Below are 15005 nucleotides of genomic sequence, written 5' to 3'. Positions count from 1 at the left end.
CATAAACAGCTTTACATTGAACAGAGCAAGATAGTATCCGTCATTAAGTCGATTGTTTTTAAGATCGTAGCTTTTATTATCTTATCGTTTACGATCTATCGACTATATCTACAAATTTTAGTTTCACTTTAAATCCATGATAAAAGGAAGGTTATTAATGCAATCAAGTATTTTAGAGTGCATCCACTCTGACTCAAGTAAAACTACATCACCTGAAACGAACGCACAATTATTAAAACGTTATATGTATGTAGTTGAACATTATATTTGGAGCGACGCTGGAACTAAGCGAACGAATCGAGCAAATAAAAAACAAAATTGTCTAGACATTTTAACAATATTATTGCGAGATGCGGATAGTACCCTGTATGTGGCTACTTCAATTAAAGTAATTTCTGAACATACTCAATTAAGCGCTCCTAAAATAAGAATGCTCATAGGCTACTTGCAAGAAATGAACATCTTAGAGTATTACGAAGGCCGCGGCCGAGGTATCCAGCTAAATATGATTACTGCTATGGACTTAGGGGTAACTGATGAAATTTTAGAAATGGATCTACATATGACCGATAGTTCCAAAGAATTAACAATATTTAAATCATTTTTAAAGAACGCTGCATTAGAAGGCGAATATGAACATTTCAAACGAGTATTTTTAGAAAACGAAATAACGAAACAGGAAAACCATTTCGCATATAAATTTACCGAATAATTCTCAAATACCAATACATAAGCAATTAATAGAATTTGTAAGGAGCTATGGAAGATGTCAAAAAAGAAAAAAGTGGTTGTGTCATTAAAAGATGTGATTTTACCAGTACATTTTTATCCTGAAAACGAGGGTGTACTTGCTTTACCAATTGAAGAAATGGAACGATTAGCCCGCCTAGCTGTCAAAGAACATTTCGAAAAAAATCCTATGGAGACTATTAAAATTAGCCATGCCGAAGTTTTAACTAAACCGTATCTATTCGAAAAAGAAGTGTATCCTGGTCGGATCGTACGTACAGAAAGTAATGAACTTGGAATTGTATTAAATGTTTCATCACCTTCACCGCATTCAGAGGAAAAGCCAGTTAGCGTTGTATTAGCTGGGCATCGTATTCACTACTACGACCATACGGAGCTATATGAAACAGATGCAACATTTGCTGAAGCACGTTGTTTACGAATGGATTTTAGTCGAGAAGAAGAATTGTGGCATCAAGGCGATACAGCATACATGCAATTTAAAATGGGCGGTAGCTCCATTCATCATATTCCAGTTATCGTCGGGAAAACTTCAAGGAATGTAACAAAGGTCCACGAGATTTCAAATGACCATAAACCAAGTCGTACTTGGGAAATTAAAACAATTAACTTATACCGATTCTTAACTGAGTTTAAGAGCACAGCAGAACGAGATTCGTATTTATCAACGGACTCTATTATCGAGTGTTACCGCATTATTAAAGAAATGACAAAGCCAGTTAAGCTAACTGGAAAAGAGCAAATCGTTCTGTTCCAACATTTAATTTTTAATAACACTTTACCGCTGCCATCCGTTGAGCAAAAGATTAATTACCGTTTTTATAAATCACCTCTATTATTAGCAGCTTATAAAAATGTCATTCAAAAAATGCAACCGGACTTATATAAAAAAGTGCGTAAAACCGTCAGCACGATGGTTCGAAATGTACCTAAAAGTGATTATCAAATTAATGTAGCAAATTAAATGAACCGAACAGAAGGAGAGTTTTAACCATGAAAGAAGCCATGCAACCAACAACCGAAGACCTGCTACGTACAATTCCAACTTTTGATCCTGAACGTGTTGAGCGCAATATGCGTGTGAGCTTTGAGGATTTACGAATAGAAATGGAAGTCGATGAAAATATATCGCAAGCTAATTTATATAATCAAATTTACCAGTATATCACGAATAATATGGAGCAAATTGTTGAAAATTCAAAAGCTGAGCTACTACCAATCGGCAGTTTACAGCGAGATACGGTATATATCGGACAAATTGTACGTGTGACTGAAACTCAAGCTGTTGGTTTTGTTCAGAAAATTAACCGCCAAAATATTCGTGCTGTTACCGTTCGTTTCCCAGCCGGTGAAACGCAAATATACTGCTATCATGAGTTGCAACGTACTTCAGTTACAGCAGATCAACTTGATATTAAAACAAGCCCTTACAGTGGCAACCCGACAGAGATAAAAAATGGTCACGTCCTTTATATCGATACCAAAGTTCAAAAAGGCTATGCAGTTGTAACACTAAATCGTAAAGCAGACCGTGCAAAAGCACATTTTATAACTCATTTTAAAATGGGGCAAACACGTTATATGTCATTAGAAGATTTTCATTCAATCATACTTTCTTCAGAAGAAGCGTTGGAGGCATTATTTTAAATATGACACCTCCGACTTTTACAGCTGTTGATTACGATTATTTTAATGAACTAGGAAATAATGAACTCAATAATTCAGTATGTATTTCCGAAGGGTTACAAGTTTATTTCGAAAAGTACCTTTCGGATACATACAGTAAGGCTGTTACCGCGCAACATTGGAATTATTTTGAAAATAACCTCTATTCATTATCCAGCCTATTAATACCAACCCTGAAATTGTACCAGGAGCTTGAACGCCATTTTAAAGGACTTATCAACCTCTCTGTCATTTATGGTAAGCTATCGTCTTTTACAGCCACAAACATCTCTATGCTTGTTTCTGCGGACGTTTTATTAAATCCACATTCACTTGCTGAGGAAGATTTCACTATTGTACAGGCGCGGCACATTCATAAAGCAATAATCGGTATTTTATTAATGGAAAAGGCTTTTCTACATTTAGAGAAAAACCTCGACTTACGATTTGAATTAGAGCGGTCTTACATTAGATATTATCTTTTTGAAGTAAATCAAACTATTAATATAAATGCACAGCATGAGTCAAGCCCACATGCACTTCATTCATATTATGCATTTTAAAAAGGGAGAATAGAAATGGTCCAATTAATACGTTTCCCGAAGCCACATATGGATTTTGAATATATCCATGAACAATGTGCTGAATGTCTCATACCGTTAACCGATGAACGTACAGGTACAGAAATTGTAGATGCACCAACCAAAACCATCATGTACCTATGTCATCATTGTTCTACCGAACTTTCACCGGCAGATTTACAGCTTATTACAAAACCTGTCGTAGTCGATTACACAATTTAATAAAAAGAAGGAAGAAGAGCACCCCATTATGTCGAATCAACTGATTATCAAACAAGAAATTGAGAATTTGCAAAACAAAATCGAAGTGATAACAAAAACGGTTAAAGAATTTTCGTCTTTAAGTGAATCAGAACTTGAACAGATCAATCCGATCGCCAATGTATTATTAAACATACGTATTAGTAATCGTGAGCTGCTAGAGGTTTACACGAATGAACTTAAGAAAGAACAGGAGAAATATTGCTGGCTTGTTTCTCAATCCAAATCTATGACAAATTAGTTCGCTACATACAACACCATTGCTACTGTCACTTTCAAATTTAACGCTTTGAACTGTTCTAATTGAATATAATTTCGTTCTATTGGAAATCACTCAGGAGAAGAAAGGTCGTTTCAATTATGGAGAATGTAAAAAATGAGGCAGTCAAATTACACGTACAAAGGCCCCTTATAAATATGGTAGAAAAAGAGCTACTAAAACTACAAAAAGGGAACGTTGTATCACTTGAACCAACCGTTTCGGAGGTATCATATTACAATCCATTAGCTTTAACAGAGCCAGCTAAAACCGCAACAAATTGGGAAGAGCAAGCTCAACGTGTTTGTACCGTACTTCAAAAATTAGGGGCATCATTAAAGGTAGATGTACCTGAAAATGAATTGGCCTTTACAAAAGAGCTGTTAATCATTCGTTACGAGGCGAATGAACCACATACCATCAAGTCTCTATATGAATCATTAAAAGCCAATGCACATCATAATACACCATATACACAAGCTATTTTGAAGTTAATACTATAGGAGGTCCAGCTTTGCTAGAATACACAGTTTTGATAATTTCCGCCCTGAGTATTCTCTTATTCCTTTACGGGATTATCGTTACGCTAAATGTAATGGTAACAGGGGAAATATTAAATCCAATTGGCACTACGATTATTACCATAATACTTCGAGTGGCCGTTCATTTGAACAGTATTTTACATTTGAAGCTGCAACAACTAGCAACGCCTTCCATTCAAGATTAATCGGGGATACCCAACTCTGAAAATTAAATAAACGATAACTCACATATTGTTACTAAACAGTATGTGAGTTTTTTGATTAAAAACAAACTTTTCTTACTTAATTGAGAAGAATAATAAGGATTTACTACTAGTGCAGTGATAATATAAATATAATACAAATAAAGACATGCTGATTTAATATTATCTATTTATTTAAGAAAGGGAATCCATGACAATGACGTTGTCTTACATACCAAATAAGGAAAAACAAACTGAACTCTATAATCAATTATTAAATAACAAAAGCTATATGAAAATGTTTGATGTATTACTACATATGACGCAAGACATTGCTTTTCACTTAGAGGCTTTCGCAGATACCCTTTCTGAAAAACATAAGACGGATCCCTTCTTAGATTTAAATTACAATATTGTTGGTTTTCAATCGCTTGTAATGGAACATATACTTTCCGAATGTAATTTATATCTTAATGAAGTACAAATTTTTAATTATAAAAACAACATCACAAATGAAACTCCAGCTTCAACGATCTACGCCTTAAAAGTAGAGCAAGGCTTTCCATTGGAAGCTGAACAATTGGCGTGGCGAGAACCGTTTATGAAATTGCTGATTGATTTTATGTATAATGGAACTCTGACTCCTGCAGAAATCACAAGGAAAATTGTATTTTGGGATGAACTACCCGAAACAGTTCCACTATCACCACAAGCAACCGGCTTTTATTATGGCCGTCCGTACTTTAGCTTAGAAGAAATTGAAAACTAATAGAAGTCCTTACAAATCATTTCTATGCTTTGTGAGGACTTTTTACTTTTGACAAAGGAATTAATCGACTTATGTTAGACTGCATCATATTCGTACACTACAATTAGTACAGAAGGTGCGTGGAGAAGTAGTCAAACCCTTGTTATATCAGAGTTTTTGCCTTACCCCGTTATTGACAATTTAAAAAAGTTATACTACAATAATTATAGTCAGAATATTCTGAAATGTATTCAACAGCACTAGATGATAGGAGTCGAATTTTAACATGGAATGGGATTTATTTTCCTCGATGGAATTAGATTTAGATAAGAATGAGGTTAATGTCGTCCAGTCGGCACAGGTAGAGCCAGTTAGCGTTAAAGTGGGGGATGCTCCAATAAATAGAAGAATTATTAATGAAATAATGAACAATGTTGTTATTTCGCCCCAAGAGGAAGAACAAGTAAAAGAATTTGCACCTAAGAACGAATTAAATGCCAATATAGAGGTGTTAGCAGTATTCGATGAAGAAATAGTCGATTCAATTGAAACGGAACACATAGAGCCTTATACAGACGAAGAAACGGTCAGCTATGAGGTTGGGGACGTAGTTAAAATCATTTATCCAACTGAAGAAGAAGATGCGGAAATGTACAATTACCTTCATTACTATTATTCACATTTAAAAGGCAAGAAGGGGAGAGTTGTGAAGGTTTTACCATATAAGAAATTGCAATATGAGGTAGAGTTTGATACTAAACACGAGGAACGCTTGCTAACACTTTACCATGAGAATTTAATAGTTTTGCCATATTAACTTTAATAGATTTACATATCTGTAAGCGACGTATCCTCATGACGTCGCTTTCTTCTATGTGGTGAAAAAGAGAAGCACAGCAGTATCTATTATATTTCTATTAGTTACGTAAAAGGGGAAAAGTCTTTTGTAGGCTAAAAAACTGAATAAGTTTCAAAAAGCCTTTATCCAGATAAAATAATATCGGATAAAGGCTTTTAATTTTATATTTAAGTCCTAAACTTCGCCACAATACTTTGCAATTCTTCTGCAAGACGAGCGAGAGAGCTTGCTGCTGAGTTTACTTCTGACATAGAGGCCAGTTGTTCTTCAGAAGCTGATGCGACTGATATAGCGTTGTCGGCTGTTGTTTCAGATACATTTGCCATTTGAAGCGATTGCGCTGAAACAGATTCCATTTTTGAATGAATGCTGTCAGAAACCGTTGCAATTTGATTTACTTGGTCTTGTACTTGACCAATAATCAACGAAATATCTTCAAAGGTTGCTTTAGTATCATGCGAGATATTGATTCCCGTATCGACTCGATCTTTTACTTGCTGAATCGATAATACAGTTTTCATTGTATCTGAATCGATTTCAGTCGCAATTCGTGAAATATCATGTACAGATTGCTTTGTCTGCTCGGAAAGCTTTCTTACTTCATCCGCCACTACCGCAAAGCCTTTACCAGCTTCACCGGCACGCGCGGCCTCAATCGCAGCATTAAGCGCAAGTAAGTTCGTTTGGTCGGAAATATCCTGTACAAGTTTTAAAATATTTACAATTTCTTTTGTACGAGTTGCTAATAAGGTTAAGGAATCCGAAGTTTCTTCAACCGTAGAATGAATTAAATTCATTTGAGAGACGGTATTTTCTACATAAACCGAACCTTTTTCAATTTTTTCATTTGTTGTAGCCGATAGTGCCGTAGCTTTATCCGCCTGGCTCGCAATTTCTTTGGCTTCTTCCAAAACATCATGTGCAAAGGCAGCCGATGAAACGGACATTTCTTTTTGTTTGTCTGCTGCGTCTGATACGTTTTGAATGGAAGTAGAAATAAGTTCCGTTCCAACCATTGTTTCATCCGCGCTAGCCATGAGTTCTTCTGCTGATGCCGCTACTTGGTTTGAGCTATCAGATACATGCGTAATTATATCCCTTAAATTACTTGTCATTTGTCGGAAGGAAACTTGTAATTCGCCCACTTCATCTTTTGATTCCTGATTATCTAATTGTACGTTTAAATTACCCGCAGCTATTTCTTTTGCACCTACAGTTAATCGTCCTATCCGATTAGCAATTTTATTCGTAAAGTAAATTGCCGATAGGATGCTCACTAATAAAAGTACGACGGCCGCAATAATTGAAAACCATGTAATGGCTTTAATTTTTTCGTCCAGTTCTTGTTGCATTGTCGTGTAGCTGGCGCTAACTTCTCTTTTTAACTCGATTACATCATTTACAATTCCGCGTGTACGCTGTGATTGACGCTTAATTTCCGCAACATTTTCATCTTGTAGTGAAGTTGCTGTTTCTTCAGCGATTGTCGTAAACTTCTCTTCAAAGCGGGAACTTATCAAACTTTGGCGTTCTTCCTTAAAATGGCTTTTTAATTCGTTATAGATTTCGTCTGTACGCGCAATGTCTGTTTCAATATTATACTTATTGTTTTCTGAAACATTTATTGAATAAACACTTAATGACTTTTGAAGGCTTTGTACAGAGCTATTTAATTCCTCTACGGCAACAAGAGACTCAACTACTTCTACTGTAGAAGAATTAAGACCCATAAGCTGGCTTATATTATAAGCGATAATACAGACAGCCAAGAGTAGGGGGATCAAAGCCAACATTAATATTTTCTGTTTTAATTTCACTTTGGAAGTTCCTTTCTTCTACTTAATCGTCAGTTGCCCGTCTGAAAGCTTCTGTTGTAAGTCTTCAATTTGTTTTTGTTCTTGTGTTGTTAAAGAAATAACACGAATTGGCGCCAAACTAACACCGTTATCTTTAAGGCCGAGCACCATATCTTTTTCTGAAATTGAACCCGTTTCAACAATTTCGTTAATTGCCTGATAAACTGCTGTATCTACACGTTTTAGCATAGAGGAAACAATTGTATCTTCGGCAATGAAGAACTGGTCACTATCCACACCAAATGCATGTATTCCAGCTTTCTGCGCGGCTAAAATAGCGCCTACTCCTGTAAAGCCGGCAGCCGGATAAATAAAGTCTGCGCCTTGTTCGATCATGTCACGAGTAATGGAAGCCCCTAACTGTTCATTTCCGAAATCCTCGGCATAAACAGATAAAATTTCAACTTCTGGATTTACATGTTTCGCACCTGCTACGTAACCGTCTTCAAATCCTTCAATTACAGGGTTTTTAACACCCCCGATAAATCCAACGACATTACTTTTAGTTTTCATTGCTGCAAGAGCACCGATTAAAAAGGAGCCTTCATTGTCTTTAAAAGTGACATTATGAATATTAGGTAAATCCGACTCGGCATCAATTAATAAAAACTTTTGGTCTGAATTTGCTTTAGCAATCGTTTCAAGATCTTCCTGGACACCAAAGCCGATACCAATGATTAAATCTTGCCCCTCCGCCATTAGCTCTTCCAAGCCTTGTTTATATGTACCTGATATTTCAAGTTCACGGTAATCGAAGGTAATATCCAGTTCATCACGCGCTTTTTCTAATCCTTCAAACGCAATATCTGAAAATGACTGGTCACCAAGTCCTGCATCTGACAGCATAACGCCAATTTTCACTCGTTCTTTTGCTTCTTCTTCAGAACTCTGCGAACAAGCAGTAAGAATAACAACCAATAGAAGGCTCAACGAAACCAACCATCTTCTTTTCATTACATCAATCCTTTACTTTATAAAAATATTTATTAAGGTAAGACCTCTTACATTAGTATCGTATTGAAAACTTGTTAGTTAATAGGAATAATTAGGCAGCCACTTTTAAATTACGCATGAATAGTTGAGCTTCTATGCCTAGTGACATAACAACTTCTTTTTGACAAAGAATATAACCAATAATTGTTAGACCTACATAGAACGCTCCCGTAAAATTTAGTGTGTAACTATTATTGATTAAAGTATTTTAGGGAGAATCATATGTTGAAAAAATTATGGAGAATTAGAATTGGCAATTTCTATTTGCTAAAAGGGGATTTAAATAACCTCGAACGTATAGAACTGACCGCAAATAATGAACGCGCATTTTTGTTCGGCTCTGAAATGTTAGCTGACAGCTATGCTGCGCGGATTGGGGGTATTACAGAACCGGTACCATTTATATCAAAAAGTGTTGTATCTTCACCTGCAACCATCCCCGAATCATGGGAACAAATCAGAAATGAATTTGTCATTGAACCAATAAGGGCCAGCTTAAATTAAGGGATTAGCAAAGTTCGGAAATTAACAGGTGAAAAGCGAGGATTAACTTATGGATAGAGACAGAATATTTTTGTGTTACTCGGGGATTATTGCACTTATAATCATGCTCATATTTGGGACTTTCACAATAAATGATGTTAAGGAAGATGCAGAACTAAGAGAAACTTCAATAAAAATTAGAAATAACTATTTAATCTTGCAAGATAAAAAGGAGATGGGTTGTTTTCTTAATATGGAAGTTGAAATGGACCAAAAGAAAGTAAAGCTCTTCCTGGATGAAGATATGAATATAGTAACGTGTGGTGAACAAATTGTACAATTTACTCATTACGCACTGAAAAGTCCATTTACTTTAGAAATTATTGAATATCCATAAATGAACGAAATTTATAGGGAGGAATAAAACTTGATAATTAGAGTGGGAGATATAGAAGTAGATTCTCATGAGCTTCAAACCGATGAACGACAAAAATGGTTAGCTTCATTACATAAAAAGAAAATAGAAATTCGTTGTACTTGTAACCCCAATGCGACCATGCACATTCGTCGATCTAAGAGTGGGCGATATTCTATTAAAACCAACCCCAATCGTTTACAAGAACATAACAGTGACATATGCGATATTCGGTTAGAGTTAAGCGAGCGCCAGTTAAAGGGGCAGCATTACCGCGCTGTAGAAGTTGTAAGTGAAACGGAGTTTAATTTAAGTACAAAACACCTGAATTTATTTATACATAACAAAGGCAGTAATGACAAAGCGAAACCAAACAAGCGAACTGTTAATTTAACGCAGGCGAATGTAACGAACTCAGGTATTACACTCGGTAGTTTAGGTAGAGAACTTCTTTCGAGAGCATGGGAAAAGAGTATCCTTTCTTATCAAGAAACAGGAAAATTTTATCCGTCAATTCGTGGATTGCAGTACCAACTAAACGAACTATTTGTTAAAGGGGCAATACGTGTAAACCTTACAAATAAGCTTACCCTCGATAAAGTGCTTTGGCTAGGTAATACAAGACCTGGTACTGTCTATTTTGCCAATACCAATGATAAACTACGTCCAATCGTTTTATGTCCATTAAACAAGGCATCTGTACGTGAAAGCGATAAAGAGGAACATGTTCTATTTGAGGGAGAGAACTTGAAGGGCGAGGCGATTCAGTTTGAAGTAAATGAAAAGGACTGGAATAATGCTGCTACTAACTGTCGCGTCTCTTTTAAAGACCATCACAGTTATTTCATTATCGGTTTAGCCTTATATCAGGGGAAAGACCAGCCATTGCTTTTAGAGCGATTAGAGCTGATTCCTGTAACGTTGCGCGGCATGTTTGTTGATAGTTCATATGAAAATCGTTTATTTTCTAAATTTGAAAGGCACCATCGTATTTATACCCGACCTAATCAACGTATTGAAGCATTAAATAACTATTTACCCGATGCAATGCTGTTAGATACTGAAAAGCCGTGTATTGTTGAAGTGTTCGGCATGAGCGAGGCAAATAAAGGCTACCATGAAGCAAAGGACCGAAAAATGCTGTTTTATAGCACGTTAAAAGAGCACTACTTACTTTATTACTGGCACGCGTACCGTACAAACAAAATACCTGAATTGCCTGTAACGACGCAATAACGACTTAAATAAAAGAGCACCTACCAATTATAGTAGTCCATTGGTTAGGTGCTCTTTTATTTGTTCATTTCGATTATATTTTATTTGACAACACTTACGATTTTTATGTAAATAAAATTATAATAAATATAGTAAATATAAACTACCGAAAGAATAGTGAAGATTAGTACATCATCCATTCCTGTTGATTGTCCAATGAATACAAAAAGCGTACAAATACCTGTTAATATATTAACAATATTCGCTACGTTAATCTTACCATCAATGGCTGCTCTGAATTTTTTAATACCCTCAAACCAACATTGCTCAATTTGGTAGAAAATAATAAGTAATATAAGTCCTGAAACCAACGAAATTCCTATGTAGATTAAAAAGTTATCAAAAGGATCATATGCCATAAAACTCACAGTGATTAGGAATGCATTGAATACCGCAAAAAATTCTTTAATCATATATACGCTCATTGCCCAAAAACTTATTTTGATATTTTCCTTCTGAAATTTATTAAGATAGACTGTAAAATAGTTATGCGCTGTAAAGAGAAGTAATATTTGAATAGCTACGAAAATAATTGCAAATATTATTATAGGAAATAGACCGAAACTTGTTTCATTATTTGTATCCAAAATTAAATACTTAGCAAGCACTATAAAGACCACTAAGTACAACATATACATAATAGCATTTATATTAGCTAATATACGTTCCATTTTTCAACACCTCCTTATTATAAAAATTACTCCGTTCTCCTATGTATATTGAAACTGCAATAATAAAACAAGTTATATTACCACTAATCTAGTATATGATGAAGAGCCAAAAGCATCTCGTTTATAATACCAATTGGACACAAAAATGAGTATGCTTTTTGTATAAAAGAGAGCACACCCATTTTTTTTAGAAATTTTTAAAGAAATTGATTGCACTATGTATACACATATTTATATAATGCCTGTTCCTGTTAACCATACATCTAAAGTTTGAACGACATCCACAAAAATTGTTACCATTTTAACACCTCCCACTTAAACAAAACTATCACCTTTGCGCTGCAACAATTAAAGTTAGCTTTGCCATTGGTGCAAAAATATAAGTTAAGTGTACAAATGGGGATATTATATATCCGTATGAGGATTTGCTACAATAACCTAAAGTTACCAGTGGAATTAGATTAGTGATTGTAGTAATGTCTACATCCCCAGACAAAGATTTCGTATGGAGCTTTTGTGCCTCTACTTCCTCTTTAGTATAGGGTATACACATTTTAAACATCTCCTTATTTTTACAGGAATAAGAACTCTTAATGTTATTATTTTGTTTTAGGAAACGTAGATTTACCAAATCAAAAAATCCTCTATGCCGAAATCAGCAAGAGTACAAGTCGAATAATTAATGAAATGACAAGCGGAATCCCATAAATTATTACTGGAATCCAATTAAAATTAAAATACAGCGTTGCACTAACTAATAAGGCCAGAGTTAAACTACCCATCCAGGCAACGCGAATAAACTTTTCCTTACTGGTTAAATTCCAATAATACTTCATACCATTACTCCTTATCAGTTGCCACTGATGCATTAGCATCCGCGCTTTCACCTTTATCTACTCGGAAAAAGTAATCAACGCTCGGTGCTTCAAAGTCATTCGTGTTACTTACAGTAATGCGATACTGAACGCCCGTAATAAATACCTGTCCAGATATAGGAATATCCGCTAACAAGTAAGAACCATCCTTATCTGTTTTCGCTTTTACATAGCTGCCGCCCATATAATCTAATGTATCGGCTTTAACTAATGTGACAAAGTAGTCGTTTTCCTCATTAAAGTCACCCATAATTTTTAACGTAACATTATCTTCTTCAAACTTTGTAATTTGAAGGTTAGTTGAGAGTATGCCAGCAACAAGCTTTTGATCGTCACTTTCATAAGTTGCAAGCACTTCACCGTTCCCATTAGCTTCATCATTGTACATTTCAGCAGTATCGTTACTTACCACCGCATACGAATCTTCTGAATAGGACGCAAGTATTTTATCCTTCAGCTCATATTGATCACCTTCAAATTCAAACGAAATAGATTTCAAGCTGTATTTTCCATTTAAGAAAATCATGTATACATGATAGTCCATATCCGCCCATTCACTATAATATTCCTTGTGAATCACTTTACCTTTTAGCCCGGCTACTTCTATATCATCTACATTGACAATGGAGTGTTCGTCAGCATTTTTCTTTTCTTGCATGACCTTTAACGTACTATCTACTTCTACCTGTAAATCTGGACTTTCTAATGCCTGAAACGACACCTTCATCGTTTCGTCACGGTGAGAGTAAGCGAGAGAGCTTTCGGAATTTATAGCCATTTCTACGAATCTTTTAAATTCTTCCGGTACTTGTAGATAGCCGCTATCCTTATTCCCAACAAATTTAAAATCCTTATACAATTCCATGCTGTTATTACTTAATGCTGCATGTTTTAAACGTTCTGCCGCAGTTTCTTCTTTACTATCGCTTTCACTTGTACGATCATCGCAAGCCGTAAGCACAAATGCGCTAAATACCAATGAAGCTACGGTAATAAAAGCTTTTCTAAATCTCATTTCCTTCACTCCGCTAATTTTATGTGTTCTTCTATTCACTATATATTTAGATTGGAATAAATACAAAAGCGTTCACTGGTCAATTCCTTCAAATTTTGTGGAACAAACAAATAGTTATTGTTGAAAACGTGAATATATTAACTATTGATGCACATATTTTCTGAATATTCTGATATTAGTTGTCTAAGGGTTTTTTTACGTGTTAATATTAGTACAGATTTAAGCAGCAAAGCTTATAAATAATTATAAAGACAAGGAGTTATAAAATGAATAAAATTTGGTTGCCAGTTGTTTGCGTGGTAGAGAATGATGAATTTTACTTTGAGAAATCACACCATTATCAAGCAAGTGCATTAGAAGACGGTACATATAAAATTATAGATTCAGTTGGGCGTGGTCAAATTACTATCGTTCCTAATACATATTTCCAGTCCCACTTCATTACTATTGAAGAAGGGGAATTTGCTAAGTACGAAGATTTTTGTTGGCAAGGGCATACTAAAGAAATTGAAATATATTTAAAAGATTTATCGAGTAAATACAATATCGAATATTAGATATAGGTGTAAGGATGGTAAGGAATGATATTCCTACTGTCCTTTTTTTATGGACTTATTGACCAATCTACAAACTTTAATTCACCTGATTAATTATTCAGCCAATTAACCATACTTAATTAAGGTGATAGAGGTGATAATGTATGTTTATTGAACCAATGCTCTTAGAAAAAGTTGATAAGCCCTTTAATGACAGCCGCTACGTCGGAGAATGGAAGATGGATGGCTGGAGAATGTTGATCAGTAAATGGGACGGTAAAATTCGGTTATATTCAAGACACAAGAATGAATTCACTTCTGTATTTAAAGAGTTCCAAAATGTAGCGATTCCTGATAATACGATACTAGATTGCGAATTAATAGCCGTAGATGAAGAAGGGAAATGCAATTTTGAACTGCTGCAGAATCAGTACCGCGCGAAACACCGCACAGCACCGCTTCAATTAGTCGCTTTTGACATCCTTTTCTACAAAGGGGAAGATTTACGTAAGAAGCCTTTAATGGAGCGAAAACAAATACTCGCTGATGTAATAGAGCCGTCAGATAATTTGGTCATTACTCAATATGTTGATGGTACGGATGCTGTTCAATATTTTGAGTTAATTAAACAGCATGGACTTGAGGGAATTGTGATGAAATTGAAAGACAGTTTTTACGACCTGCGGGGAAGGCGCTCTAGTGCATGGTTAAAGGTAATTGCGTACAATACCGAGTTTTTAGCAGTGGGGGGCATTAGTAAGAAGAAATTCGGTGTTTATCTATCTTATCTGAATGGCGAATACGCAGGTATGATTGAGTTCATGTCCAAAGAGGACAGAAAGAAATTATATAGCCTTATTAGCAAACATAAGGTGAGGGAAGATGAAAATAAAATCACGCTGGATAATAAATTGATCATCGAAGTAAAATTCCGTAATAAATTTAAAAGCGGGTTATTGCGGCTGCCCCTATTATCTTCTTGGGAAACGGACAACAAATGACATTGTTTTAAAAGAAGCCTGTTCCCCCTTAAAAGGTA

Annotated in this window: 19 protein-coding genes; 15 read left to right on the top strand and 4 right to left on the bottom strand. The window is 35.3% G+C overall.

Annotation, left to right across the window (positions count from 1 at the left end):
• Window positions 1–157: 157 nt before the first annotated feature.
• The 10 genes from ACQKN3_RS14640 to ACQKN3_RS14595 all read left to right on the top strand — a co-directional run bounded on the left by ACQKN3_RS14640 (window position 158) and on the right by ACQKN3_RS14595 (window position 5805).
• Window positions 158–712: a hypothetical protein gene (locus tag ACQKN3_RS14640; protein WP_427712678.1), complete on the top strand. Its 555-nt coding sequence runs from the start codon at window positions 158–160 to the stop codon at window positions 710–712.
• A gap of 54 nt (window positions 713–766) precedes the next feature.
• The gene (locus ACQKN3_RS14635; protein WP_427712676.1) at window positions 767–1714 is read left to right on the top strand and encodes a hypothetical protein; all 948 of its coding nucleotides are present in this window, start codon (window positions 767–769) and stop codon (window positions 1712–1714) included.
• A 29-nt stretch (window positions 1715–1743) separates the two neighbouring features.
• The gene (locus tag ACQKN3_RS14630; protein ID WP_427712674.1) at window positions 1744–2397 is read left to right on the top strand and encodes a hypothetical protein; all 654 of its coding nucleotides are present in this window, start codon (window positions 1744–1746) and stop codon (window positions 2395–2397) included.
• Window positions 2398–2399: 2 nt separating this feature from the next.
• Window positions 2400–2978, top strand: coding sequence for a hypothetical protein (locus ACQKN3_RS14625; protein WP_427712671.1), 579 nt, complete (start codon window positions 2400–2402; stop codon window positions 2976–2978).
• Window positions 2979–2993: 15 nt separating this feature from the next.
• Window positions 2994–3218, top strand: coding sequence for a hypothetical protein (locus ACQKN3_RS14620; RefSeq protein ID WP_427712668.1), 225 nt, complete (start codon window positions 2994–2996; stop codon window positions 3216–3218).
• 28 nt (window positions 3219–3246) lie between these two features.
• Window positions 3247–3498: a hypothetical protein gene (locus tag ACQKN3_RS14615; RefSeq protein ID WP_427712665.1), complete on the top strand. Its 252-nt coding sequence runs from the start codon at window positions 3247–3249 to the stop codon at window positions 3496–3498.
• 119 nt (window positions 3499–3617) lie between these two features.
• Window positions 3618–4019 (top strand): hypothetical protein, encoded by a 402-nt coding sequence (locus ACQKN3_RS14610; protein ID WP_427712663.1) that lies wholly within the window; start codon window positions 3618–3620, stop codon window positions 4017–4019.
• 11 nt (window positions 4020–4030) lie between these two features.
• Complete coding sequence (locus ACQKN3_RS14605; protein WP_427712660.1) at window positions 4031–4243, top strand: hypothetical protein; 213 nt, start codon at window positions 4031–4033, stop codon at window positions 4241–4243.
• A 208-nt stretch (window positions 4244–4451) separates the two neighbouring features.
• On the top strand, window positions 4452–5009 hold the full coding sequence (locus tag ACQKN3_RS14600) for a hypothetical protein (RefSeq protein ID WP_427712658.1): 558 nt from the start codon (window positions 4452–4454) through the stop codon (window positions 5007–5009).
• A gap of 265 nt (window positions 5010–5274) precedes the next feature.
• Window positions 5275–5805: a hypothetical protein gene (locus ACQKN3_RS14595; RefSeq protein WP_427712655.1), complete on the top strand. Its 531-nt coding sequence runs from the start codon at window positions 5275–5277 to the stop codon at window positions 5803–5805.
• A 209-nt stretch (window positions 5806–6014) separates the two neighbouring features.
• Here the strand turns inward: ACQKN3_RS14595 and ACQKN3_RS14590 are convergent, their stop codons facing one another.
• A complete protein-coding gene (locus ACQKN3_RS14590) occupies window positions 6015–7664 on the bottom strand; it encodes a methyl-accepting chemotaxis protein (RefSeq protein WP_427712652.1) in 1650 nt (549 codons plus the stop codon).
• 18 nt (window positions 7665–7682) lie between these two features.
• Window positions 7683–8657 carry a BMP family lipoprotein gene (locus ACQKN3_RS14585; RefSeq protein ID WP_427712649.1) on the bottom strand — a complete coding sequence of 325 codons (975 nt, stop codon included), beginning with the start codon at window positions 8655–8657 and terminating at the stop codon, window positions 7683–7685.
• 264 nt (window positions 8658–8921) lie between these two features.
• Between ACQKN3_RS14585 and ACQKN3_RS14580 the strand changes: the two genes are divergently transcribed.
• From ACQKN3_RS14580 to ACQKN3_RS14570, 3 genes are read left to right on the top strand one after another with little or no spacing between them, the layout of a single operon-like run.
• Window positions 8922–9200: a hypothetical protein gene (locus ACQKN3_RS14580; protein WP_427712646.1), complete on the top strand. Its 279-nt coding sequence runs from the start codon at window positions 8922–8924 to the stop codon at window positions 9198–9200.
• 49 nt (window positions 9201–9249) lie between these two features.
• Complete coding sequence (locus ACQKN3_RS14575) at window positions 9250–9576, top strand: hypothetical protein (protein WP_427712643.1); 327 nt, start codon at window positions 9250–9252, stop codon at window positions 9574–9576.
• A gap of 30 nt (window positions 9577–9606) precedes the next feature.
• Window positions 9607–10830, top strand: a complete 1224-nt coding sequence (locus ACQKN3_RS14570; RefSeq protein WP_427712641.1) for a hypothetical protein — start codon at window positions 9607–9609, stop codon at window positions 10828–10830.
• 80 nt (window positions 10831–10910) lie between these two features.
• Here the strand turns inward: ACQKN3_RS14570 and ACQKN3_RS14565 are convergent, their stop codons facing one another.
• Entirely contained in the window at window positions 10911–11540 is a 630-nt protein-coding gene (locus tag ACQKN3_RS14565) for a hypothetical protein (RefSeq protein ID WP_427712638.1), read from the bottom strand.
• 840 nt (window positions 11541–12380) lie between these two features.
• Complete coding sequence (locus ACQKN3_RS14560; RefSeq protein WP_427712635.1) at window positions 12381–13430, bottom strand: hypothetical protein; 1050 nt, start codon at window positions 13428–13430, stop codon at window positions 12381–12383.
• A 266-nt stretch (window positions 13431–13696) separates the two neighbouring features.
• Between ACQKN3_RS14560 and ACQKN3_RS14555 the strand changes: the two genes are divergently transcribed.
• Window positions 13697–13987 carry a hypothetical protein gene (locus ACQKN3_RS14555; protein WP_427712632.1) on the top strand — a complete coding sequence of 97 codons (291 nt, stop codon included), beginning with the start codon at window positions 13697–13699 and terminating at the stop codon, window positions 13985–13987.
• 143 nt (window positions 13988–14130) lie between these two features.
• Window positions 14131–14967 carry an ATP-dependent DNA ligase gene (locus ACQKN3_RS14550; protein ID WP_427712629.1) on the top strand — a complete coding sequence of 279 codons (837 nt, stop codon included), beginning with the start codon at window positions 14131–14133 and terminating at the stop codon, window positions 14965–14967.
• Window positions 14968–15005: the final 38 nt, after the last annotated feature.

The sequence above is a fragment of the Solibacillus sp. NPDC093137 genome, assembly GCF_050280445.1.
Lineage (GTDB): Bacteria > Bacillota > Bacilli > Bacillales_A > Planococcaceae > Solibacillus > Solibacillus isronensis_B.
This window is presented reverse-complemented; position numbering and strand designations above follow the sequence as displayed.

Bases quoted from the DNA above. Each gene is read 5' to 3' on its own strand.
- ACQKN3_RS14595 (WP_427712655.1), top strand. From the start codon at position 5,275: ATGGAATGGGATTTATTTTCCTCGATGGAATTAGATTTAGATAAGAAT.
- ACQKN3_RS14620 (WP_427712668.1), top strand. From the start codon at position 2,994: ATGGTCCAATTAATACGTTTCCCGAAGCCACATATGGATTTTGAATAT.
- ACQKN3_RS14585 (WP_427712649.1), bottom strand. From the start codon at position 8,657: ATGAAAAGAAGATGGTTGGTTTCGTTGAGCCTTCTATTGGTTGTTATT.
- ACQKN3_RS14635 (WP_427712676.1), top strand. From the start codon at position 767: ATGTCAAAAAAGAAAAAAGTGGTTGTGTCATTAAAAGATGTGATTTTA.
- ACQKN3_RS14625 (WP_427712671.1), top strand. From the start codon at position 2,400: ATGACACCTCCGACTTTTACAGCTGTTGATTACGATTATTTTAATGAA.
- ACQKN3_RS14560 (WP_427712635.1), bottom strand. From the start codon at position 13,430: ATGAGATTTAGAAAAGCTTTTATTACCGTAGCTTCATTGGTATTTAGC.
- ACQKN3_RS14555 (WP_427712632.1), top strand. From the start codon at position 13,697: ATGAATAAAATTTGGTTGCCAGTTGTTTGCGTGGTAGAGAATGATGAA.
- ACQKN3_RS14630 (WP_427712674.1), top strand. From the start codon at position 1,744: ATGAAAGAAGCCATGCAACCAACAACCGAAGACCTGCTACGTACAATT.
- ACQKN3_RS14575 (WP_427712643.1), top strand. From the start codon at position 9,250: ATGGATAGAGACAGAATATTTTTGTGTTACTCGGGGATTATTGCACTT.
- ACQKN3_RS14615 (WP_427712665.1), top strand. From the start codon at position 3,247: ATGTCGAATCAACTGATTATCAAACAAGAAATTGAGAATTTGCAAAAC.
- ACQKN3_RS14640 (WP_427712678.1), top strand. From the start codon at position 158: ATGCAATCAAGTATTTTAGAGTGCATCCACTCTGACTCAAGTAAAACT.
- ACQKN3_RS14550 (WP_427712629.1), top strand. From the start codon at position 14,131: ATGTTTATTGAACCAATGCTCTTAGAAAAAGTTGATAAGCCCTTTAAT.
- ACQKN3_RS14610 (WP_427712663.1), top strand. From the start codon at position 3,618: ATGGAGAATGTAAAAAATGAGGCAGTCAAATTACACGTACAAAGGCCC.
- ACQKN3_RS14565 (WP_427712638.1), bottom strand. From the start codon at position 11,540: ATGGAACGTATATTAGCTAATATAAATGCTATTATGTATATGTTGTAC.
- ACQKN3_RS14600 (WP_427712658.1), top strand. From the start codon at position 4,452: ATGACAATGACGTTGTCTTACATACCAAATAAGGAAAAACAAACTGAA.